The organism is Bradyrhizobium sp. 87, from assembly GCF_023073015.1.
Lineage (GTDB): Bacteria > Pseudomonadota > Alphaproteobacteria > Rhizobiales > Xanthobacteraceae > Bradyrhizobium > Bradyrhizobium canariense_D.
Genome location: NZ_JADPIQ010000003.1, coordinates 32,934 through 54,525 on the forward strand (window position 1 = coordinate 32,934; position 21,592 = coordinate 54,525).

Below are 21,592 nucleotides of genomic sequence, written 5' to 3' on the forward strand. Positions count from 1 at the left end.
TCACCTGCGAACCATAGCCACTACTCAGGGGAGTGTGGAGTACGACGTAAACAGGCTGGAGCTCGCTGAAGGCCGTTCGCCCATAACCACACAATGGTGGAGGTTCCCCTCAGCTATAGATCTCGAACAGTCCGGCGCCCCCCTGACCGCCGCCGATGCACATGGTCACGACGCCCCACTTGGCCTTGCGGCGGGCGCCTTCCTGCAGCAGGTGGCCGGTGAGACGGGCGCCGGTCATGCCGAAGGGATGGCCGATCGCGATCGAGCCGCCGTTGACGTTGTACTTGGCGGGGTCGATGCCGAGCTTGTCGCGACAATACAGGCACTGGCTGGCGAAGGCCTCGTTGAGCTCCCACAGATCGATATCGTCGATCTTGAGGCCTGTACGCTTCAAGAGCTTCGGGATCGCAAACACCGGGCCGGTGCCCATCTCGTCCGGCTCGCAACCCGCGGTGGCCCAGGCGACGAATCGGCCGAGCGGCTTGAGACCGCGCTTCTCGGCGTCCTTGGCCTCCATCAGCACCACCGCGGCGGCGCCATCCGAGAGCTGGCTGGCATTGCCGGCGGTGACGAACTTGCCCGGGCCCTTCACCGGTTCGAGCTTGGCAAGGCCTTCCATAGTGGTGTCGGGGCGATTGCATTCATCGCGATCGACGATGTAGTCGACGATGGTCTCGACCTTGGTCTGCTTGTCGACGACCTTCATCTTGCTCTTCATCGGGACGATCTCGTCCTTGAACTTGCCGGCCTGCTGCGCAGCGGCCATGCGGCGCTGCGATTCCAGCGAGTATTCGTCCTGATATTCGCGGCTGAGCTTGTAGCGCTCGGCGACGATATCAGCGGTGTCGATCATCGCCATGAATATGTCGGGGGCGACCTTCAGGAGCTCTGGATCGACTACTTCCTGGGGCAGAGGACCGCCGGGAATAGAAATGCTCTCGACCCCCCCGGCAACGATGCAATCGGCACCGTCCGAACGGATCGAGTTGGCGGCCATCGCGATGGCCTGCAAGCCGGAGGAGCAGAAGCGGTTCACGGATACGCCGCCGGTCGTCTTTGGCAGGCCCGCGAGCAGGGCGGCCTGGCGGCCGATGTTCCGCGCACCGTGGGCGGAATTGCCGAGATAACAGTCCTCGACATAATCCTTCTCGACACCGGCGCGCTCGACGGCATGCTTGATCGCGTGGGCCGCAAGGCTCACCGGCGCGGTGATATTGAACCCGCCACGACCTGACTTCGCCAACCCGGTGCGCGCGTAGGATACGATTACGGCTTCACGCATTTGTCTTCTTCTTTCTTTCGGACGCTCTCGATCGCGGCAATGTCAACCGCGGGCGCAGGATGCTTTAGCTCGTCATGTCAGAATTTGCCGTCTTCGATGCCACACACACGCCTCTCAAGAGACGCGTAGCCCCGTACGACATTCAACCCAGGCCATCTCGGAGATGACGGGCAATTTGAACGTAGCCGGATTCGTCAGGGAGTCGGCGAGCGGCGTCGGATTGGGACGTAAAGGCTGCACCCCTCGTTTGAGGAGCAGGATGTCGAGAGATGGTTCAGCTTGCGATTTCATAGAGGCAGCTTAGCGCCGGTTCGGGCAGAATTTCTCCAAAAAAACGGTGTCCGTTTGAGAAATAATGCGTTGATCGAAGGAATATAAAGTAGTTTGCGAAGATGCTTCGCAGAATTCACGACGGCGAGCGGTGCACGATCGTCCGCTGCGGGCTGCGGTCCATCCATGCGGTCGTTGCGGGCCAATGCCGCTCGAACGAGAGTCAGACCGCGAGTCCACTGCTCTTCTGGCTTCGTTGAAACCCGCAACGAAAGTTGTTTGGCCAGCGCGCGAGATAGTCCGATGCTGCGGCCCATTCACTGGCGGCGAGAACCGGTGGTAAGCGCGCCATCGACGTTTCAGGCAGCGCCGCTAGCCCGGTAGTCTCCACTCACGGAAAAAACCTTCACGGTCGTTCGACCGTGTGAAGAATTCCGGCTATTCAATCCTCTACATTGAAGAACTTCGGCTCAACGAGGTGGCTAAGTATACGAGGATGCAAGAGCGCAATGCAGCTGGACTCTCGTGCCGCTTAGAGGCAGCAGGTCGAGTAGCCCAGATTGCCGCCGATCACTCTGGCGGCCGCTCGAGTTGTTGAAGTTGGGTTGTTGATGCAGCTCTTGCTCTAATGGCGGCTGGTGACAGGCAAGATCTGTTTCTCGTGAGAATGATTGCCAGCTTCTTGCTGCTGAGCTTGGTGTGTCTTCTGTTCTTTAGTCAGAGCTAGGACTGAATAATGCTTCACGTGAATCCAGTGTCCACGCAGGCGCAAGCCTACAGGCAGTCCGGGCGCCCGACCGAACGATCGGTGATCAAGGTGCTGGCTGGACTCTCCAATGTGATCGCCGATGCTCGTGGCCGTATCGGCTCGACCGACGTCAATCCATTTCTACTCACTGCCGAACATGGTGTCGCAGTGGATGCACCCGTGGTATTGCGCAATCTTGCGAGCAAGAGCGCCTAACCCACTGCAATATGCTCATGTATAACCAACCTTCACGGAAGAGCCCCTCCGCGAACCGCGCAGTCAGAGCGATGCGGCTATCGAACTCGAAAACGTTTGCTGTCGCGAGCGCCAAGTACGCGGGCGTGTTCACCCTTGAGAATAGTCAATAGGAGAAAACTCAATGTCGATCATGCCGCTTTCTGGCATCAAGATCCTTGATCTTACGCGCGTGCTGGCCGGGCCTTTGTCGGGCCAGATGCTGGGCGATCTCGGTGCCGAGGTGATCAAGATTGAACGGCCCGGTGCCGGCGACGAGGCGCGCGCCTTCGGGCCGCCTTATCTGACTGATCCTGAGGGAAGGGAGAACGGCAACAATTCCTTCTACCTCTGCGCGAACCGCAACAAAAAATCGGTTACGGTCAACATCGCAATACCCGAAGGGCAGGAGATCATCCGTCAGCTTGCCAAGGACGTCGACGTCTTCATGGAAAACTACAAGGTGGGAGACCTCAAGCGCTACGGCCTCGATTACGAGTCGATCAAGACGATCAATCCAGGCATCGTCTACTGCTCGGTGACCGGCTTCGGCCAGACCGGTCCCTACGCGCCGCGGGCGGGGTATGACGCGATTTTCCAGGCTATGGGTGGCTTGATGAGCGTCACCGGCCATATGGATGGTGAACCAGGCGCGGGGCCTATGAAGGTCGGTCCGTCCATCGTCGACTATATGACCGGCATGAATACCTCGATCGGTATCCTTTCGGCCCTCTATCACCGCAAGGTCAATAACGGAGCAGGGCAGCACATCGACGTCTGCCTGCTCGACACCGTGATCGCCTCACTCAGCCACTATCTTCAGATCTACCTCGTTAACGGGAAGAGCCCGCCCCGGCGCGGCACCTGGGGAAATGGTAGCCTGCCTCTGGGCGTGTTTCGCTGCGCAGACGGTGAGCTGATGCTGGTGGTCGGCAACGACGGTCAGTTCGCCCGCGCCTGCGCCGCTCTTGAGGCACCCGAACTCGCTACCAACCCGAAATTCGTCAAGAACAACGATCGAGTCGCCAACGGCAACGAAATCATGGCGATCTTTGCCGATCTTCTACTAAACAACACCGTCGCGCATTGGTTGGACAAGTTTGAGAAGGCCGGCGTGCCCTGCGGGCCGGTCAATGATTTTGACCAGGTGTTCGCCGATCCGCACGTAGCCGAGCGGGGCATGCGGGTGACCGTCAAGCACAAGTTCGCACCTGAGTTGTCCTTGATCCGCAACGCATTGACCTTCTCGGAAACACCGATCACCGAGTACCGTGCCCCGCCACTGCTCGGCGAGCATACGCAAGAGGTATTGGCCAACAAGCTTGCCTATGATGAGAAAAAAATCGCACAGCTGAAGCAGATCGGGGCAATTTAGCCTGAAATGATCTCGTGATCGTGAGGAATATTGAAGTCGCTGCGATTCGAGCGGATCAGCTTGCAGTCGAGCTGTCTGTGGTGCGTCCGGAGCTAAACAAGGCACACCGCGCTCGGGAAAGTGACGACTGCGTCTATCGGCTTCGCGCGGTTGGCGGGGTTGTCTTCGGCAGCATTCGCCGCATCACGACGATACAATGCCGACTCGCGCCCATGTCGACAGTAGCGCGAGTTGGGCAAGCTTACTCGCCCAGTGGGAGCAGGCAATGCGATTGGACGCGGCCGCAGCTGCGCTGCGGAATGATTGTTGTTCTGCGCGACGCCTTTACCATGCTAACGAAGCAAAAGTATCTCGATCTTGCAAGAGCTGAGAATCTGCTATCGCCATTGGGTATCCTTTAGCTCCAGTGATCAACAGCGTGATCCGTAATCACGGATTCGCCCGAGCGATCCTTATCGCTGGCGCTCAGCGCTGGTGAATGTCTACGTGCCAGTATGACTATCCTGCAACGAGGGTTAGATAATGGGCGAGTATTCCAGAATTGGATAGGCTGTCGCGTCCGCCTTGAGAGAGAGGGGGGGCTCTTGTTAGAACGGACGCAGGCGGCATTGAGCGGGGCGACCAGCACGGATGGTCTGATGATCAAAGTCAGCTTCGTAAAGCCGATTGCGCAGCATTTATGCGTGATCCTGCGAACCATTGCATTAATCGATATCGCTACCCCGCTATTCTGCTGGATCTGGGAGACGAAGTTGCTTCGATCGGTGATGCTGTGAAGGGCGACTCAGCAAATTAGCTAACAGACTGGTTCGCTACCCAGTAAATTTCTGATGCTTAACCCAGGAGTGCAGCGTGAGTGAAGTGGTCAAGCTGGAGCGTCATGACGAAGTCGGGATCGTCACGGTCAATAGCCCTCCGGTCAATGCGCTGAGTGCCGCGGTCCGCGGCGGTATCCTGGAGTGCGTCAAGGCCGCGATCGCCGATCCCGCGATCAAGGGCATCGTGCTGACCTGCGCCGGCCGCACCTTCATCGCCGGCGCCGACATCACCGAATTCGGCAAGCCGCGGAAGCCGCCCGCTGTCAACGACGTGCTCGCCGATATCGAGAATTCACCTAAGCCCGTCGTCGCCGCGATCCACGGCACCGCGCTCGGAGGCGGCCTCGAGGTCGCGCTCGCCTGTCATTTCCGCGTCGCGGTCAAGGAAGCCAAGCTTGGCCTGCCCGAGGTGAAGCTCGGCCTGCTGCCGGGCGCTGGCGGCACCCAGCGTCTGCCGCGCGCAGTCGGTGCCGAGCTCGCGGTCAAGATGATCGTCGGTGGGGATCCCATCGGCGCGGCTGAAGCGCTCAAGGCCGGCTTGATCGACGAGATCGTCGAAGGCCCGGCCTCCGGCGGTGAAGCCTTCGTCCGCAAATTGCTGGCCGAGAAGCGCCCGCTGCGCCGCCTGCGCGACGACGATTCCAAGATCGCGGCGGCCAAGGCCGACCGCTCGATCTTCACCAATGCGGTTGCTGCCATGACCAAGAAGGCGCTCGGCCTGGAAGCGCCGTTCGCCGCCGCTGACGCCGTAGGCTATGCCATCGACCTCCCGTTCGACCAAGGTCTGAAGAAGGAGCGCGAGGGCTTCCTCGAGCTCGTCGCCAGCGACCAGTCCAAGGCGCAGCGCTACGCCTTTTTCGCCGAGCGCGAGGCTAACAAGATCGCGGGCGTGCCTGAAGGCACCAAGCCGCGGCCCGTGAACCGTGTCGCCATTCTCGGTGCCGGCACCATGGGCGGCGGCATAGCGATGTCTTTTGCGAACGCCGGCATTCCCGTCACCCTGATCGAGACCGGCGAGGAGCAGCTCAAGCGCGGCCTCGGCGTCATGCAGAAGAACTGGGAGGCGACTGCCGCTCGCGGCGGCATTCCGATGGATGCGCCCGCCAAGCGCATGGCGCTGATCAACGGTGTCGTTGGCATCGAGAATGTCGGCGATGCCGACCTCGTCATCGAGGCCGTGTTCGAGACCATGGCGGTGAAGAAGGAGGTTTTCGGCAAGCTCGATCAATATGCCAAGCTTGGCGCGGTGCTCGCTTCCAACACTTCCCTTCTGAACATCGATGAGATCGCGAAGTCGACCAAGCGTCCGCAGGACGTGCTCGGCATGCACTTCTTCTCACCAGCGAACGTGATGAAGCTGTGCGAGATCGTGCGCGCGGACAAGACCGCGCCGGACGCACTCGTCACGGCCGTGTCCATCGCGCGCAAGATCTCGAAGGTGCCGGCTGTGGTCGGCGTCTGCCACGGTTTTGTGGGTAACCGCATGCTGGCCCAGCGCAGCAAGCAGGCCGAGAAACTCCTGTTCGAAGGCGCCCTGCCGCAGCAGATCGACGCTGTTGTGACACAATTTGGCATGCCCATGGGGCCTTTCGCGATGAGCGACCTCGCCGGCCTCGACGTCAGCTGGCGCTCGCGTAAGGATCGAGGCGTCAGGTCGGAGATCGCGGACGCGCTGTGCGAAGCCGGCCGCTTCGGCCAGAAGACCGGCAAGGGCTACTACAAATATGAAGCCGGCTCGCGCGCGCCGCTGCCTGATCCTGAAGTCGAGAAGCTGATCGAGGAGACGTTGCTGCGTCTCGGCCGCAAGAAGCGAATCGTCAGGGATGACGAGATCCTCGAGCGCATGATGTACCCCATGATCAACGAGGGCGCGAAGATCCTCGAAGAGGGCATCGCGGCCCGCCCGTCCGACATCGACGTGGTCTGGCTCTACGGTTATGGCTGGCCGATCTACCGCGGCGGGCCAATGTACTGGGCCGATACCGTCGGCCTCAAGCACATCGCTGATCGCCTCGCCGTCTACGCCAAGGAGACCAACGACCCAAATCTCGAGCCGGCACTGCTGCTTGAGAAGCTCGCGGCGGAGGACAAGACGTTCGCCTCGCTGGCTGGCGAGTCGAAAGCAGCGTGATGATGCATTTTCCATCAATGTCTAGCGGGACACGTCAGGGAGGCGAAGCGAGAATATTGAGGCTCTAATAACATCCCCAAGGCAGAAACCGGCCCCGATTGCTGATCGCGCGATCACCGACAGCACAGCGGTCCCATCGAGACCGATTTCATCATTTTCGGTCACCTTCGGGCCCCAGTCGCTAGTCAGTCGGAATATGGAGTACGACGTAAACGCGGTAGCCATCGGCGCAAGTCATGCCAGTCGCCCTGAGCGCGCCGACGTAGGCTGTCGTTCTACGTTCCCGGTTCGCAGGCGCATGGCGGACTTCGCCACTCATTGATCATTTCGACCGCTGTTGAGGCGCCACGCCGGACCGCTGCGACACCCCGTGCTCTCATCTTTCACGGGCCCAACAATGAAAGGGCAACGGTCCGGGGAAGGGAGTTAGTTAACGAGGTTGGTCTCTATGACCGGCGCTCGGCACAATTTGCCCGGAGGGGAAGCCCCTGCAGATCCCGCAGGCCGCTCTAGTCTACATCGACCGATTGCGCCAGCGAACGCGCTCGGATGCTACCGCTCATTCCGGAACTGCGGAGACGAGGCCCGAGGCCCGAGAATAGATCAGACGAAGGTCAAAAGCCGCTTCGGTGTCCGGACGATGATCGTGTCGATCTCCGCCTCGCTGTAGCCGCGGCGACGCATCATCGGGATCACATTGGCGAAAATGTGTTGATAGCCGTGCCCGCCGAAACGCGTTAGACGCGTGCGGTGGCAGATGTCGTGACTGATAACGATCTGTTCGAGATGCCCGCGCTTGATCAGTGCCCGCATCAGGCGCAGACGTACAGCATCGTTCGGCATGTCGATATCCGCGTGACTGTAGTAGGACTGCTCCATGCCAAATAGGTCGAACTCGATGACGCAGCCCGTATCGGCAAGGCGCAGCAATCGATCCTCGTCGAAGATCGTCCGGTCAATGTGGCTCATCACCATGCGATCCATGGGAGCGCCCTGCTTCAAGAAGAATTCCGCGACCTCTTGTGGCTGGTCTTCATGACGACCAGGGTGCACATTGATCGTAGCACCGGTTTCCCGCTGCGCAAGGATCGCGCCCTGCATCACGCGCCGCTCAAGGTTCGTCCACGGCAATTGACAACCGATCTCGCCGATGATTCCGGCGCGCACGTCAGTTCCCCACGCTCCTTCCAGAACCTGCGAGATCATCTCAGACGCGAAATCCTCAACCCCTCGCGCGTGATTCCGCTGGTCCTGGAAGTCGTGAACATAATGACCGCAACCCATCACAATGTGAGCTCCGCTGGCCCGGGAGATATCCGCCAGTCCGCGCGGATCCGGTTTCAAACCGCCCGAGGTGAGCTCGACAATTGTCCGTCCGCCTGCCGCAACCATCTCGCGGATTTCGTTTGCTGCAATATCTTGCTGATTGAGCTTGGTTTTGAGGCCGGATCGCTTTTGCCCGTAGTTGATTTGCCAACAATTGCAGAGATCGATCTCGACGTCTTCGATGCCGGCCGCGACAAATTTCGGCGGCGTGATATCGCAGATGACGTGCTCGTGCATCAAAGTGGGTCCAAGGGCGGCAGGGTCGACGATCCCCAGCACCGTTTGCGCCTGTCCTTTTAGGGCAAGTCTGTCGAGCTTCGACATTGGTAGCCTCACTGCTCCGGCTTGAGTCCAGCGAACTCGATCGCCTTCTTCCATTTAACGTTCTCATCGGCGATCAACGTCGCCATCTCTTCTGGCGAGCCGCCGACCGGATCGGCGCCGAGCCTTCGCATTTTCTGTGCCATGTCCTTGTCGGTCAAATAGGTATTCGCGCTCCTGTTTAGCTTGGCGACGATGTCTGCACGCGTCTTAACAGGAGCTGCGATCGTGAACCAGGAGGAGGCCTCATAACCCGGAACCGCGGCTTCGGCGACAGTCGGCACGTTTGGCAATTCCGGCCAGCGCTTTGCGGTGGTTACGGCAAGTGCGCGGAGCTTACCAGCCTCCACATACGGCAGAGCCGCAGGAAGATTGTCGAGCGACATCTCGACCCGGCCTCCGATCACGTCAGTCAGCGCCGGTGCGCTGCCGCGATAAGGCACGTGTAGCAAATCGATGCCGGCCATCGACTTCAAAAGCTCGGTCGCCACGTGGCCAGTGCCGCCGGTGCCCGGCGACGCGTAAGAAAGCTTGCCCGGGTCCGCCTTCGCGAGCGCGATAAGCTCCTGCAGCGTATTCGCCTTCACATCGAGATTGACCGAGATCAGGTTAGGCACGCGCGCAATCACCACGACGGGCGCAAGGTCCTTTGCACCGTCGAACGGCTGGTTCTTGTAGATATACTGGTTGATGACGTGCGGACCGGGCGTGCCGATCACGAGAGTGTAGCCATCCGGATCAGCCTTCGCGACGTAATCGGCGCCAAGATTGCCCCCGGCTCCTGTCTTGTTCTCGACGATGAACTGCTGGCCGTATTCCTCAGATAACCTTTGCGCCATCAGACGGCCGAGGATATCGGTTGTACCGCCCGCTGCGAACGGCACGACCACCTTGACTAGCCGCGTTGGCCATTGTGCTTGACCGGACGCCCGGCCAATGAACCGCAACGACAGCGCTGTAGCGCTAGCGGCGAGTACGGCGCGGCGGCTTGGATTGGATATACCCCTGAATGTGCGTTCCGAGCGCATTGTACTTCCAGAAATTGCCACGCTCCGTCGAGACGCGGATCAGCTGCGAGCGGGACGTAGGCTGGTCGTGTCTGCCGCAAATAGCAGTTTCCGCCGCCTGAGAAATTGGTCGAAGGCGGCGGTAAATCTTTCGCAGGCGGCATCATCAGTCTCGAACGAAAGCGCCGCCATGCCGCGCCTGGCAAGATAGATTCCCTGCTCGAGAAGATCGAAGAACAGCAGTTCCTTGATGCGCTGATCTTGCGCGATGGTATCGGCAATCGATCTCACCGGTCCCGCGACACTATGGATGGTGAACAGCGAACCGATCCCGGTGACACACAGGGGGGCATGATATTCCCGGCATAGCGACTCGAGCCGGGTACGCAGCGCTTCGCCGCGCGCATTGACGCGATCCAATGCCTGCTGCGTAGCGACTTTCGTCATCATTGCAACGCCGGCGGCCATGGTAAGTACGTTGTTGTTGAAGGTGCCGGCATGGGCAAGCGCATCCACCTTACGCGGATCGAAACGCTGCATCAAATCGGCGCGGCCGCCGAAGGCGCCGAATGACAGACCGCCTGCCACATACTTGCCAAGCGTCATCAGGTCTGGACGAATGTTGTAGCGGGTCTGCAGACCGCCCGGCGCAAGACGCGAGGTCATCACCTCATCGAACACAAGAAGCGCACCGACTTTCTCGGTCTCCTTGCGTAGGGTCAAGAGGAAATCTCGCTCGGCGGGAATGCAGCCGCCAGAGCCCTGCATCGGTTCAACGATCACAGCGGCAATGCCGTCGGCATGCTGCGCGATCAGCTTTGCCGCGGCGGCAGCGTCGTTGTAGGGCGCAAGCAGCCAATCGAAGGGTACGTTGACTTGATTGACCGCTGCTTTAAAAGTGAACACGGAGCCATGATAAGCGCCATCAAAAGCCATCACTTTGTTCTTGCCGGTCGCGATGCGCGCGAGCGTCAACGCTAGCAGCGTTGCCTCAGTGCCGGAATTGGTGAAACGCAGCAACTCCATCGCCGGAAACCGTTTTGCAATGGTCGCGGCAAACTCCGCCTCCACGCGCGTGTGGCCCGATAGGCTCAGTCCGTTGTCAACCGACTGCTTGATTGCCTCGCCGATTATCGCATTGGAATGCCCGGCAAGGCCCGCCGTGTACTCGCCCATAAAATCGAAATAGCGATGGCCGTCGACGTCGGAAACTTCGCAGCCCTTCCCGCAACGAATCGTCAAGGGGAACGGCTCATGGAACAATACAGTGCGGGTGTTACCGCCGGGCATGGCCTCGCACGCGGACGCATGCTGCTTCGCGCTGTTGGGATTGCGCGCCACATAAGCGCCGATGGCACCGCGAAGCGCCTCATCGAGGGGCGAATTGGCACTCAGGGTCTCGACAACATTCATCGCTGTTCCTTTTCCTGTCGTCAGGAGCTTTACAATTCTATTCGGCCCACAAAGCCGAATTCTTCTGATGTAGGTTCTACAGGGCCGAAATTATGCAGCTGATCGCTTCAGTGCGATGCTTTCATGCACTCAGGGAAGGACAATGATCTGTTGTTTTATGGCTCGCCAACTCTCTTGTGGAGAGGGAAACCGGTCCTTGCCTCTCCTTGCCAATTTCCTCTCGAAAATGCCGGGGGCGGTTGGAGTGTCAAAGGGCGGGTCTGCTGAAGCACCGAAATTCTCGAAATGAGCCACATCTATGTTGGTACTGCCTATCGAACGGGCTGCGGCTCCGGTGCGGCAGTAGTGCCGGGTATGGCGCTCGAGTGTCAGTAATTCCAGAGACTGAACTAGCGGAACCGATCGAGGTGGATCCTCCATTGGAGCAGCTGCGCTTCGTCAGTCGTTTCTGGAAATAGCACGTGCACACTATGCAAATCGATCCTGCCGGCCGAAGGATGCTCGCTCATTTCGTGGAGAGCGGCGCTGCTGTTCTTCAGCATGCAGTCTTAGAACATCTTCTAACGGATACGCATCTAGCAGTGAGCAGTGCGAAAGACCCTGTCAACAGCCCGATGGCAGAGTGTGAGATGGTGCCAGGGTGTGTTCTGGCAGATCTGATGTTGGGAGTGGGGGGGCTGCATCCGCCGAACCGATTTTTACGCACTGCGCGGCGGCTCGCAGAGATGCTGCGGCCGATGTTCGAGAGGCTAGCAGGCCGATCACAACTTCGTCCTCCCAGAGTAGGTAGTCTCCCGACGCCCTCCAATCAGCTATTGTGACCTACCGGACGGCACACGCGGACAGGAGACAGCTATAGCGATGAAAGCCTTGGTCAACCCCTTGCACGTCTCACGGTTCATTCATTCGTACGACGAGGCAGCCATTCAAAAGGGCATCAATCTTTCGGTAGGATTCGACTTTCATGAGTATGTCTCGATAACAGAGGCTACTCCAACGAAAGGAAAGACATACCCAATTTTTCGCCCGGACCGCTCGCCGATCGAGGCAGGCGAGGGATACTGGCTGGTGGGGGTAGATAAGAATAATGAGGTCGTTCTTGTTGAGGCGGCCCGGCTATATGACCTCTCGCAGAGCAACCTTGCCGAACATCTCCAATCCCTGAAGTTCTTTTATGCAGACCCAGCCAAACATGCACATCCTCAGGATCGCTGCATCTGCAAGGCACCAAGCGCATGGCGGATCACTGGAAAGGTAGTTTATCACGGAGACATTTGGGTGCGATCAGATTTCAGGGGGCAAGGCATAACGAAAATTATGGCGGGAATAATGCGAGGAGTGTCCCTCGCCATGTGGGCTCCTGACTTTCGGTGCGGACTTGCCGGGCGCTGGTCGATAGATAAACGCGTCTACGATGTACCGCATGCTGAGCCTAGTGGGTCAGTACTGCGGCTTGTGGCGGAGGATATTGTGGACGACGATTGGCTTTTCTGGACCACCGGTGAGGAGATGAGAATCTTAGTCGATGGTTACGACAGATGGGCATCAAACATATCGCCGCCGCTTCGCGCCCAGGATGTTAGCTAACCTGGTCCAGCCCCAGAGGAGCAGCGTTGAGGGGCTGCGAGCGTGCCGATGCTATCCCCGCCAACGAAGCAACCTTGGATCAGCATGGAGACTGTCCTTGATACAGCAGCATCATCTATCGACCGAAATCCCGACTTCTGGACGGGTGAGGGCGATTGGTCTCCTGGATGACGCGTCCCATCCCGGGGCGAAGCCTGTAACGGGAAGCTGTGTGACGGCACAGGTCGCAGACTATGTATCAAGGATCAGGTACGAGGACCTGCCCCCAGACGTCATAGTGTGGGCGAAATGGCTTGTTGCGGACAATGTCGCCTGCGCCATCGCCGGTGGCCAGACGGGCATAGCGGCCAGCTTCCTCGAGTATCAAGAAAGCCATGGGGGCAGGCCTACGGCGGCGGTGCTCGGCCGATCGACGCGTCTGCCTGCTCCGCAGGCGGCCGACGTCAACGCCTACGCGGCGACACTGCTGAGCTTCGACGATTCCTTGGTCAGATTGGGCCATCCGGGAACGTCGGTGATCCCTGGTGCGATCGCGGTAGCCGAAGAGCTCGATAGGCCTGGCAGCGAATTGCTGGTGGCGATCATCGCAGGTTACGAGGTGTCCCTGCGATTGGGGACTGCAATCCGACCCTCGCCGGAGCGCGCCGCCACTGTTCTCGGCCTCGCCACTTGGCAGATCTATGGTGCGGCCAGCGCGGTCGCGCGCCTTCATCGTCTGTCGCCCGCAGCAACGCGCGATGTCTTCGGCCTTACGGCGCAGCACGCGCCGGTGCCCTTCCTGCGGAAGTTTCACGGCCGCCCGATGCCGTGGCTGAAGAACAATTACGGTTGGGCAACGATGGGCGCGGTCACGGCTGGGTCGCTCGCCGCGCGCGGCTTTGCCGGAAGCCGCGACATCTTCGATGGCGAGACCGGCTTCTGGCGCATGGCGGGATCGGACCAGTATGATAGCGCTGAAATGACTCGAGCGCTGGGCTCCGAGTTCCGACTGATGCAGGTCGGGTGCAAGCCCTACGGCTGCTGTCGCTGGGTGCATCCGGCGCTGGATGTCCTTCGCACACTGGCGGCCGAACAGCCGATTGAACCGGCAAAAGTTACTCGCATCGAGGTCGCAACCTTTGGGGAAATCGTGCGCGACTTCGCCGGGAAGTGGCCGGATACAATCATCGAAGCGCAGTTTCATCTTCCCCTGCTGATCGCGCTCGAGCTGTTGGGGCGGTCCTCTGCCAACGGTCTGGTCGAAAGCGCGCTTGAAGAGCCGCAAGCGCGGGAACTTGCGGCGAAGGTTTCTCTTTCGCTCCTGTCCGGTGCGGACGACGCTTTCTTCGGGCGGTCGCTGCTGCCGTTCAGGTTGAAGGTTATGCTGACCGATGGATCCATTCGCGAAGGCTATGCAGAGATTCCGGGGGGAGCGCCGGGAGGGCCGCCTTTCGGGCCTGATGAGATCGCGCGCAAGTTCCATGTGTTGGTGGAACCAACTCTTGGCAGCCCTCAGTCGGAGCGGCTCCTCGATGCTGTGTTGGATATCGAGACAACAAGCGCGCGTGAGATTGCCGCGCTGGCACAGCCTAGCCGGCGCGAGAGCATCCGCGCTAAAGAGGGGCGGTCCGATGAACGGTAGGCTGAGGCTTGCGGCAATCGTCGCGGCGCCTTTGATGGTGTTTGGCGCCGGCTGCCAAGAGCAGCAGCGGCCTTTGGTCGTTGTCACTAGCGGCGGGACCTTTGAGCGAGCTCTGGCGCGACACTTCTATCAGCCTTTCACGATCCGAACCGCAATCCGCATCGCGCCAGTCGGCGCAAGCCTGGGGTCGCAGTGGGCCCGCCTCGCGGCCATGCGGCAGGCCCGAAGCATCGAATGGGATGTGGTGACCGCCTTTCCCGAGGATTTGATTAGTCGCTATCAGGAACTGCTCGAGCCGATCGATTGCGCCCGGATACCCATCGCAAAGGAGACCCAACTGCCCAACACCTGCACTCCACATGGCGTGTTGCGAAGCATCGGAGCGGGGGTGCTGACCTGGAACACGACGCATTTCAAGGGGAAGGAGCCAAAGAATTGGTTCGATTTCTGGGATCTAAAGACCTTTCCAGGTCCGAGAACCCTGCCGAGCACACCCTCAGCCCATCCCTGGTTGCTGATCGTCGCCCTGCTCGCCGACGGTGTTCCACAGAAACAGTTGTTCCCACTCGACGTCGGGCGTGCCCTCCGCAAGCTGGAAGAGATTAAACCACATGTCTCTGTTTGGTGGAGCACGGGCGAGCAGAGCCAGGCTGCGTTGCGCGATGGTGACGCAGTGATGGGCTTGCTTTGGGTCAGCCGCGTCGTGCCATCTATCGCGCAAGGCGTCCCGCTGCGGCTCTCATATGAACAGTCGATTCAGAATATTACCTACTGGGGCATCGTGCGCGATACGCCGAACCGCGAGGCCGCCTATCGCTTTCTCGAGTTCTTTCTGCACAACCCCAAGGAACATGCGGCATTCACTGAGGACGTCGGAGTTGCAACTCCCAGCGCGGCAGTCCGTGAATATCTTAGCGAGGCGGAGTGGGGCTCGATGCCAACCAACCCGGAGAATTGGAGCAAAACCATCGAATTGGACGCGAAGTGGATCGCCGATAATCAGGAGATGATCTCCCGCCGCGTGATGGATCTGCTCAGCAAATGAAAGGGGACGCAGGCCGCGCGGTTGCTATCGTGACCGGAGGCAGCAGGGGGATCGGCGCGGCCGCCTCTCGTTTGCTTGCGCAGCGCGGCTGGGCGGTCGCGGTGAACTATGTCGCTGCCGACGACGCGGCCCATGCCCTCGTTGCAGGGATCGTTGCGTCAGGCGGACGGGCGACCGCTATCAAAGCAGACGTCACCGATGTAGGCGCCGTCGTGGAACTGTTCGCTCGCTGCGACGCCGAGCTGGGGAGGCTGTGCGGACTAGTGAACTGCGCGGGCCTCGTAGGCATGCGCGGACGTTACGTCGACGTTCCCGATGCCGTCGTCCGGCGGGTCTTCGACGTCAACCTCTTCGGCGCGATGGCCTGCATCCGCGAAGCAATCCCGCGCATGTCGTTGCAGAGCGGCGGACAGGGCGGCGCCATCGTCAACGTCTCGTCTGGGCTGTCCACAAGCGGCGCTCCCAATGTCGAGATCCACTATGCGGTCTCGAAGGCCGCGCTGAACTGCCTCACCCTCGGTCTATCCCAGGAGCTCGCGGGCGAAGGCATCCGCGTCAACACGGTGAGTCCCGGCGCGACCCGCACTGAGATGCCCGGTGCCGCCGTGCTCGAAGCTGCCGCAGCCGAGATTCCAATCGGCCGCGTCGCTGAGCCCGAGGAGATCGGAGAGGCGATCGCATGGCTTCTATCCGATCAGGCTAGTTACGTCTCCGGCGCCTATCTGCGCGTCGGCGGAGGCAAGCCGGGCTAAAGAACCGGTCGGCATTCGGGTACCAATGAAGGAGCGCCCCTTTGGCGATCGGAGTAGGAAGAGCGGATGAACAGGGCACACCTGTTTGGAACGGCCATGGCGTCGCTTCTGTGGCCCGGGCCATAAAGGCGTTGACTCTACAATGTAGTGGAGTTCGCAGGGGAGAGTTCGAACGCAGGATAAGCCAGCGATTTTATCGTCGGTTTCTCCGCAAAGGCGGCGTCGCGCGGTCCTCCCTGGGGATAGAAGCAGCAATAGGCGCATGGTATTACGAAGCCGGAGACCGGCGCCGCCAAACGCGTCATCAGGCGCTGGCACTATGTCAAGGCCTTTAAATTACCAGTGCCAGCTCTGAAGGAGGCGTGCAGGGTGGCAGCATGGGAATGTCGAGAAATCTCTCAAGTTAGCGCGAAAGGCTCTCAATGGTCCTTAGCCCTCGCGAACATCGTGCTCCTTCGCGGCACACCTTCGTGCCGTTGTTAGTGCAGGCGTTCGATCGGCGGCCATATGGTTCGAAACGCCGCGCCGATTTTGCGCAAAGCTGGGATAAAGGTCGTTCAGCCATGGACCCACGCTGACACGACTGAGGCTATCTTAACTTGGCCGTTCTCGACGGCTATGTTCTGGGCATTGCTTCCAATCACATGTTTCGTTCCTGGGACGAGCAGCAGCCTGTCGCCGGCAGCGCCTCCGCGATCGCACAGAGCCTTCCCAAGAACGCCTGGCGCGCCGCATGTCCCTCCGCAAGATGCCGTTCTCCTTCGTGGCGGCGGACAGCCTGTATGGCCGGGCGAGATTGAAACCCTGCTGCGGAGGCCGGCAAAGGGCGGCAATCGCGCGAGCAATCATGCGACGCCTGATCTTGGGCTTCGTCGCAAAGTCCACATCGCTTGGTACGTGCGCGGCTTTTGAGGTGAGCGGGTTCCTCCATCCACCCTTTGGCAGACACAGCGCGCGAGGGCGTGGCCATGCCGCGCACATGGAGCGAACACTCCGATTCGTTTCAAGAAGCCGATCATCAATGACCAGAATCGCGCTCATCGCCGAGCGTTTCCAGCGCGTAACTCACGCACAATGTCGCGTAACGCGTCGGCATCTCACTGCGCCCGATCCAGGATCACCTGCTGGCGCCGCGGCCCTGTATCGTCGGTCACTTCCGCCCGCATCCAACCCGTCTTCGCTGTTTGTTGCCAAACAGTCCGCCGAGAAATTGCCCCGCCGAGGCCGCGACCGCTCCTGCGTAAACACCAGACGGATGCGTTGCTTGGCTTCTCGCAACGACGAAGCCCACAGCGTCAGCGCCCCTCCAGCCGACGCGGCACCAATCATCAGATCCCGAACCATGGTCACCCATGGATTCAGAATTTTCAATGAAAAGCAAACTGTAATGCTAGATCAGTCAACGCGCCTGAAATCGCATCCTGCCGGTCACGCGGTGCCTCCTCTCGCGATGTACAATTCGCCGTGGAGGTCCGGTCGGGCTTGTTGCACTCTACGTCGAGGTCGTACTGCGTGCGCGCAGCCACTCGACGCCGCCCATCAAAACCAGCGACAGGAGGACCATGACTGTCGATGCGGCTGCAATGACCGGTGTCAGGTTATAGTCGATGTCCTCGAAAAGCTTGCGCGTGAGCGTCTTGCCTTCGATGCCGGAGATGAAGAAGGCGACGGTCGCTTCGTCAAACGAGGCGAGGAAGGCGAAGACCGCGCCAGCAGCAACGCCCGGAGCAATATTGGGCATTACGACATGGGCAAAGCTCTGGGCTCGCGAAGCGCCGCAGTTGAGCGCCGCGAGTTCGAGGGCGGGATCGATGCGCTGGAGCGCCGCCGTCGCGGTCAGCAGGATATAGGGCACCGACAGCATCGTATGGGCAATGGCAAACCCAACGAAATTGCCGGTGAGGCCGAGGGGCGCGAACACGAGATACAGTGCGACCGCGAGCGCGATATGCGGGACGATGAGCGGGGCGAGTGTCAGCACATGGATCGCCTGTGCGCCCGGCAGCTTGCCACGCACGATGGCAATTGACGCCAGCATCCCGACGATGGTTGCCGCCGCTGTCGTAGCCAGTGCAATGCGCAGGCTGAACCATGTTGCGTTCATCCAGTCCCTGTCGCCAAAATAGACCTGGTACCATTTTAGCGTCAGGCCTTTTGGCGGGAATTGGATGTAGGAAGCTTCGCCGAGTGACATCGGTACGACGAGCAGAGTGGGCAGCAGCAGGAAAGCCAAGACGAGAGCAACGAAAAAATTGAGAAGACACCGTCCGAACGGCAAGGACCGTATCCGTTCCATCCTCCTGCGGGCGGAGCCACTGTACATGGAGAAGGTAGAGGCTGTGAACGGCATATCAGGAGCCCTTTCCGAAACGCAGGAATCGCTTGAACGCCCCGACGAGCGCGAGCGTCACCGCCAGCAACAGGCCGGTAAGAGCTCCGGCGAAGGGCCAGTTCAGCATATCGGTCGTCTGCTGGCCAATCAGTGTGGCGATGGTCAGGTTTTGCGGACCGCCCACCAAGGCCGGAGTGATGTAGAGGCCGAGCGATAGAATGAATACCATGATCGCGCCCGCATAGAGTCCGGGCAAGCTGAGGGGGAGTGTGACGGAAACAAAGCTCCTCCAAGAACTGGCACCGAGATTGCGCGCAGCGCGATCGAGCTCCGGCGGGATGGACTTAATTGAAGAGAAGGTCGGTAGGATCATGTAGGGTAGGAGCACATGCGTCATCGCTATGATGACAGCGCCCTCAGTGTAGATCAGCCGGAGGGGCTGGTCGATCAGCCCCCAACTCTTGAGCGCACTGTTGACGATCCCGTCGCGCTGCAGTAGCACGATCCAGGCATAAGAACGCACCAGCACGCTCGTCCAGAGCGGCACCAGAACGCAGGCCCCGACCAGCATGGCGGCGAGTCCCTGCAGACGCGCCATCACGATTGCAACCGGATAGCCGAGCATGACGGCAGAGATCGTGACGACCGCCGCAGTCCGGACCGTACGCAGAAGGATGCGTAAAAAGATCGGCTCCTGCGCGATCCTAAGATAGTGTTCGGCCGTGCCCCTCGGCGCGAAGACGCTGCCCAGAAGCAGTTTGCCGATGGGCAGGAGGAAAGCGAAACCGAGCAGCAAAACAAGCGGCAAAGCGAAACCGAGCGACAGGCCACGCGAAAGCTGCCAGGCGTGCGATTTGTCCGACGAGGTATTGGCTGAGAACTCCATGCTCAGACCTCGCGCGGAAACAGGCGGACGGCTGCCGCATCGATTGTGAAATAAACCAGGCCGTGCCTCGGCTCATTGTAGGCGCGAGAGTCAGACGGTGTCAGAATTTGAAGCTGCGTTCCGTCATCGGTTCGCACAATCAGCTTGCGGCGCGAGCCGAGGAAGACGGACGTCTCGATTTCGCCGCAAATCGAGCCGGCAGAGATCTCGGTAACAGCGATGCTTTCGGGACGCGCGGCGATCCGAATTGGCTGCCCCGTAACAAGCGCTGTTCCGGGCGCGAGCTGCGATCGCGGGATTCCGACGATGCCGCCAGCGACAAGGATATACAGTCGATCTCCGTCGATTGCCTGCACGTAGCCGTTGAGGAAGTTCATCTTGCCTATGAAGTCGGCGACGAAGCCGCTGTTGGGGGCATGGTAGAGCGCTGTTGGGCTACCGACCTGTTGGATGTTACCTTTGTCCATCACGGCAATGCGATCGGACATCGTCAGCGCCTCTTCCTGGTCATGGGTCACGTAGATGATCGTGATCCCGAGCCTCTCATGTAGCTTCTTGATCTCGATCTGCACTTCCTCGCGCAGCTTCTTGTCGAGCGCGCTGAGCGGTTCGTCCATCAGCAACACCGGTGGCTCAACTACCAGCGCGCGCGCCACCGCGACGCGCTGCTGCTGACCGCCGGAGAGCTGGCGTGGCATCCGGGCATCATAGTGTTGCAAGCGTACGAGCGCGAGCGCGCGCTCGACGCGGGGGCCGATCTCCTTTTTGAGCACGCCGCGCATTCTGAGTGGAAAGGCAACATTCTGGGCGACGGTCATGTGCGGAAAAAGGGCGTAGCGCTGGAACACCATACCGATTGCGCGCTGATTAGGCGCGACGTGCGTGATGTCTCGCCCGCCCACGGCGATAGAACCAGACGTTGGCGTCTCGAATCCGGCCATCATCATCAACAATGTGGTCTTGCCCGAACCTGATGGGCCTAGAAGCGAGAGGAACTCGCCGGCCCGAACCTCCAAGTTGATCCCATCAACGGCAGCGACCGAGCCGAATCGCTTGGTGATGCCGCGAAACGTGATCGTCCCGCTGTTGATGGGCACTTGGCTGGAGACCCGGGAGTACACGCTGTTCAACATCTAACTGACGATCTTGAGTGATGCAGGACAGCACTTGGAATCGTGACAGACTGAGTCCAGAAGGCTACGTCTGCGTTTTTTGTCTTTTGGTGTATCATTCATAATGGGATTTCACGCTCGCCAGCAACCGCACGGACCGCAACCGCGCTCGCTGGGACAATGAGCGAACGGGTGTGGTGCAACGTTGCCCTGCCATTGAGGCTTTTCAAGCGGCTAGAAATGGTAGTTTCTGGTCTCGTCGGATGATGCGAACTAAGTTGATCGTACGGTTTGCAAGCTTCCCGAAGAGGAGGAAGTTTGTGATGCATCTTACGACGTCGGGCGGCGTGCTGACTAGCGGGTTGCCCGATCATCGCTGTTCAGCAGGAGATGAGGTCCGGAATGTCCATTATAGATAAGGGGGTGGTATTTGTTGGTACCAGGGGACTCGCGAGCCGTTGCATCTTGTTTATCATCGAAACCTGCGGAAAAGGTGCAGTCTCGGCAATTCTCGGTGCAAACCGAAACGAGAAAACGTGGTGGAGCGACGAAACCGCCGAAGAGCTTTGGGAAGTCGCAGACCGATATGGAATACCCTATTTCGAGTCAATCGACGACATTTCCTGCCACGGAAGCCTTCTTGTTAGCGTGATTTGGCCCAAGATCTTCTCCGCTCATACTCTTGCGCGCTTTGATCAAGGAGGAATTAATCTCCATCCGGCTCCATTGCCCCAGTATCGCGGCAGTTTTACGCGGACGCATGCCATACTCAATAACGACAAGAGCTTCGGAGTGACCGTTCATTACCTTTCCGAGCTGGCTGATAGGGGCGATATTATCGGTGAGTTACAGTTCCCCGTGTTGCCGTTAGAGACTGCTCTCTCTCTCGAAACCAGAGCCCAACACTATGCATACGCGCTTTTCTGTGAGGTGTGGCTGCGCCTACTAGATGGATCCGTTACAAGTCAATCTCAGGCCGCGTTGATAGCTGAGGGTAAGCGCGAGCCGCGCTTCTATTCCAAGTGCATGATGTCCGAGCTCTTGGATTCGGCGGACATTCCTCGCAGCCCTGAACAACTCAACCAGCTTTACCGTGCCCTGTTTCTTCCTCCACGCATCTCGCCACCCAAGTGGCTCGTTGAACGGGTTCAGGCAAATGGAGGGTTAGGCATTCATTCCGGTAGCGATTCCGAGGCTTAGGTTCGAACGCGACGAGAAGCTCTCGTGGTTCTGGGCCCGCCCTCTTACCACGACGCTTCGCCAACATAGGACGATCTCGCCTCAATTGTGCATAGCTTGCGCTTTGCGGACAAGCGACAGTGGGATTGTTAG

The 21,592-nt window shown here is 59.7% G+C and carries 16 protein-coding genes and 2 pseudogenes; 9 read left to right on the top strand and 9 right to left on the bottom strand.

Annotated elements, in window-relative coordinates; translation table 11 throughout:
- Positions 1-109: 109 nt before the first annotated feature.
- Positions 110-1,282 (bottom strand): thiolase family protein, encoded by a 1,173-nt coding sequence (locus IVB50_RS00500; RefSeq protein WP_247293584.1) that lies wholly within the window; start codon positions 1,280-1,282, stop codon positions 110-112.
- Between the two features lie 1,006 nt (positions 1,283-2,288).
- Here IVB50_RS00500 and IVB50_RS00505 point away from each other — a divergent pair.
- From IVB50_RS00505 to IVB50_RS00520, 4 genes are all read left to right on the top strand, one after another.
- Positions 2,289-2,516 (top strand): hypothetical protein, encoded by a 228-nt coding sequence (locus IVB50_RS00505; protein ID WP_247293586.1) that lies wholly within the window; start codon positions 2,289-2,291, stop codon positions 2,514-2,516.
- Between the two features lie 163 nt (positions 2,517-2,679).
- Positions 2,680-3,909 (top strand): CaiB/BaiF CoA-transferase family protein, encoded by a 1,230-nt coding sequence (locus IVB50_RS00510; protein ID WP_247293588.1) that lies wholly within the window; start codon positions 2,680-2,682, stop codon positions 3,907-3,909.
- 638 nt (positions 3,910-4,547) lie between these two features.
- Positions 4,548-4,685, top strand: coding sequence for a hypothetical protein (locus IVB50_RS00515; RefSeq protein WP_247293590.1), 138 nt, complete (start codon positions 4,548-4,550; stop codon positions 4,683-4,685).
- 76 nt (positions 4,686-4,761) lie between these two features.
- Positions 4,762-6,858 (top strand): 3-hydroxyacyl-CoA dehydrogenase NAD-binding domain-containing protein, encoded by a 2,097-nt coding sequence (locus IVB50_RS00520; protein WP_247293592.1) that lies wholly within the window; start codon positions 4,762-4,764, stop codon positions 6,856-6,858.
- A gap of 603 nt (positions 6,859-7,461) precedes the next feature.
- Here IVB50_RS00520 and IVB50_RS00525 read toward each other — a convergent pair.
- From IVB50_RS00525 to IVB50_RS00535, 3 genes are all read right to left on the bottom strand, one after another.
- The gene (locus tag IVB50_RS00525; RefSeq protein ID WP_247293594.1) at positions 7,462-8,508 is read right to left on the bottom strand and encodes a hypothetical protein; all 1,047 of its coding nucleotides are present in this window, start codon (positions 8,506-8,508) and stop codon (positions 7,462-7,464) included.
- Positions 8,509-8,516: 8 nt separating this feature from the next.
- On the bottom strand, positions 8,517-9,389 hold the full coding sequence (locus tag IVB50_RS00530) for a tripartite tricarboxylate transporter substrate binding protein (protein ID WP_247293596.1): 873 nt from the start codon (positions 9,387-9,389) through the stop codon (positions 8,517-8,519).
- 183 nt (positions 9,390-9,572) lie between these two features.
- Complete coding sequence (locus tag IVB50_RS00535; RefSeq protein ID WP_247293598.1) at positions 9,573-10,925, bottom strand: aminotransferase class III-fold pyridoxal phosphate-dependent enzyme; 1,353 nt, start codon at positions 10,923-10,925, stop codon at positions 9,573-9,575.
- 861 nt (positions 10,926-11,786) lie between these two features.
- Here IVB50_RS00535 and IVB50_RS00540 point away from each other — a divergent pair.
- From IVB50_RS00540 to IVB50_RS00555, 4 genes are all read left to right on the top strand, one after another.
- The gene (locus IVB50_RS00540) at positions 11,787-12,512 is read left to right on the top strand and encodes a hypothetical protein (RefSeq protein ID WP_247293600.1); all 726 of its coding nucleotides are present in this window, start codon (positions 11,787-11,789) and stop codon (positions 12,510-12,512) included.
- A 211-nt stretch (positions 12,513-12,723) separates the two neighbouring features.
- Positions 12,724-14,133 (top strand): MmgE/PrpD family protein, encoded by a 1,410-nt coding sequence (locus IVB50_RS00545; protein WP_247293618.1) that lies wholly within the window; start codon positions 12,724-12,726, stop codon positions 14,131-14,133.
- The gene (locus tag IVB50_RS00550; RefSeq protein ID WP_247293620.1) at positions 14,123-15,178 is read left to right on the top strand and encodes an ABC transporter substrate-binding protein; all 1,056 of its coding nucleotides are present in this window, start codon (positions 14,123-14,125) and stop codon (positions 15,176-15,178) included. Before IVB50_RS00545 ends, IVB50_RS00550 begins: the two co-directional genes overlap by 11 nt.
- On the top strand, positions 15,175-15,930 hold the full coding sequence (locus tag IVB50_RS00555) for an SDR family oxidoreductase (RefSeq protein WP_247293622.1): 756 nt from the start codon (positions 15,175-15,177) through the stop codon (positions 15,928-15,930). The genes IVB50_RS00550 and IVB50_RS00555 overlap by 4 nt, the downstream gene beginning before the upstream one ends.
- 825 nt (positions 15,931-16,755) lie before the next feature.
- Here the strand turns inward: IVB50_RS00555 and IVB50_RS00560 are convergent.
- The 5 genes and pseudogenes from IVB50_RS00560 to IVB50_RS00580 all read right to left on the bottom strand — a co-directional run.
- Positions 16,756-16,931, bottom strand: a pseudogene (locus IVB50_RS00560) (IS701 family transposase); the annotation flags it as partial.
- 38 nt (positions 16,932-16,969) lie between these two features.
- A pseudogene (locus IVB50_RS00565) lies at positions 16,970-17,259 on the bottom strand (IS701 family transposase); the annotation flags it as partial.
- A 163-nt stretch (positions 17,260-17,422) separates the two neighbouring features.
- The gene (locus IVB50_RS00570; RefSeq protein ID WP_247293624.1) at positions 17,423-18,226 is read right to left on the bottom strand and encodes an ABC transporter permease; all 804 of its coding nucleotides are present in this window, start codon (positions 18,224-18,226) and stop codon (positions 17,423-17,425) included.
- Between the two features lie 55 nt (positions 18,227-18,281).
- Positions 18,282-19,148, bottom strand: coding sequence for an ABC transporter permease (locus tag IVB50_RS00575; RefSeq protein ID WP_247293626.1), 867 nt, complete (start codon positions 19,146-19,148; stop codon positions 18,282-18,284).
- A 2-nt stretch (positions 19,149-19,150) separates the two neighbouring features.
- Positions 19,151-20,281: an ABC transporter ATP-binding protein gene (locus IVB50_RS00580; RefSeq protein ID WP_247293628.1), complete on the bottom strand. Its 1,131-nt coding sequence runs from the start codon at positions 20,279-20,281 to the stop codon at positions 19,151-19,153.
- A 444-nt stretch (positions 20,282-20,725) separates the two neighbouring features.
- On the opposite strand from IVB50_RS00580, the gene IVB50_RS00585 reads away from it, so the two are divergent.
- Entirely contained in the window at positions 20,726-21,460 is a 735-nt protein-coding gene (locus IVB50_RS00585) for a formyltransferase family protein (RefSeq protein ID WP_247293630.1), read from the top strand.
- Positions 21,461-21,592: the final 132 nt, after the last annotated feature.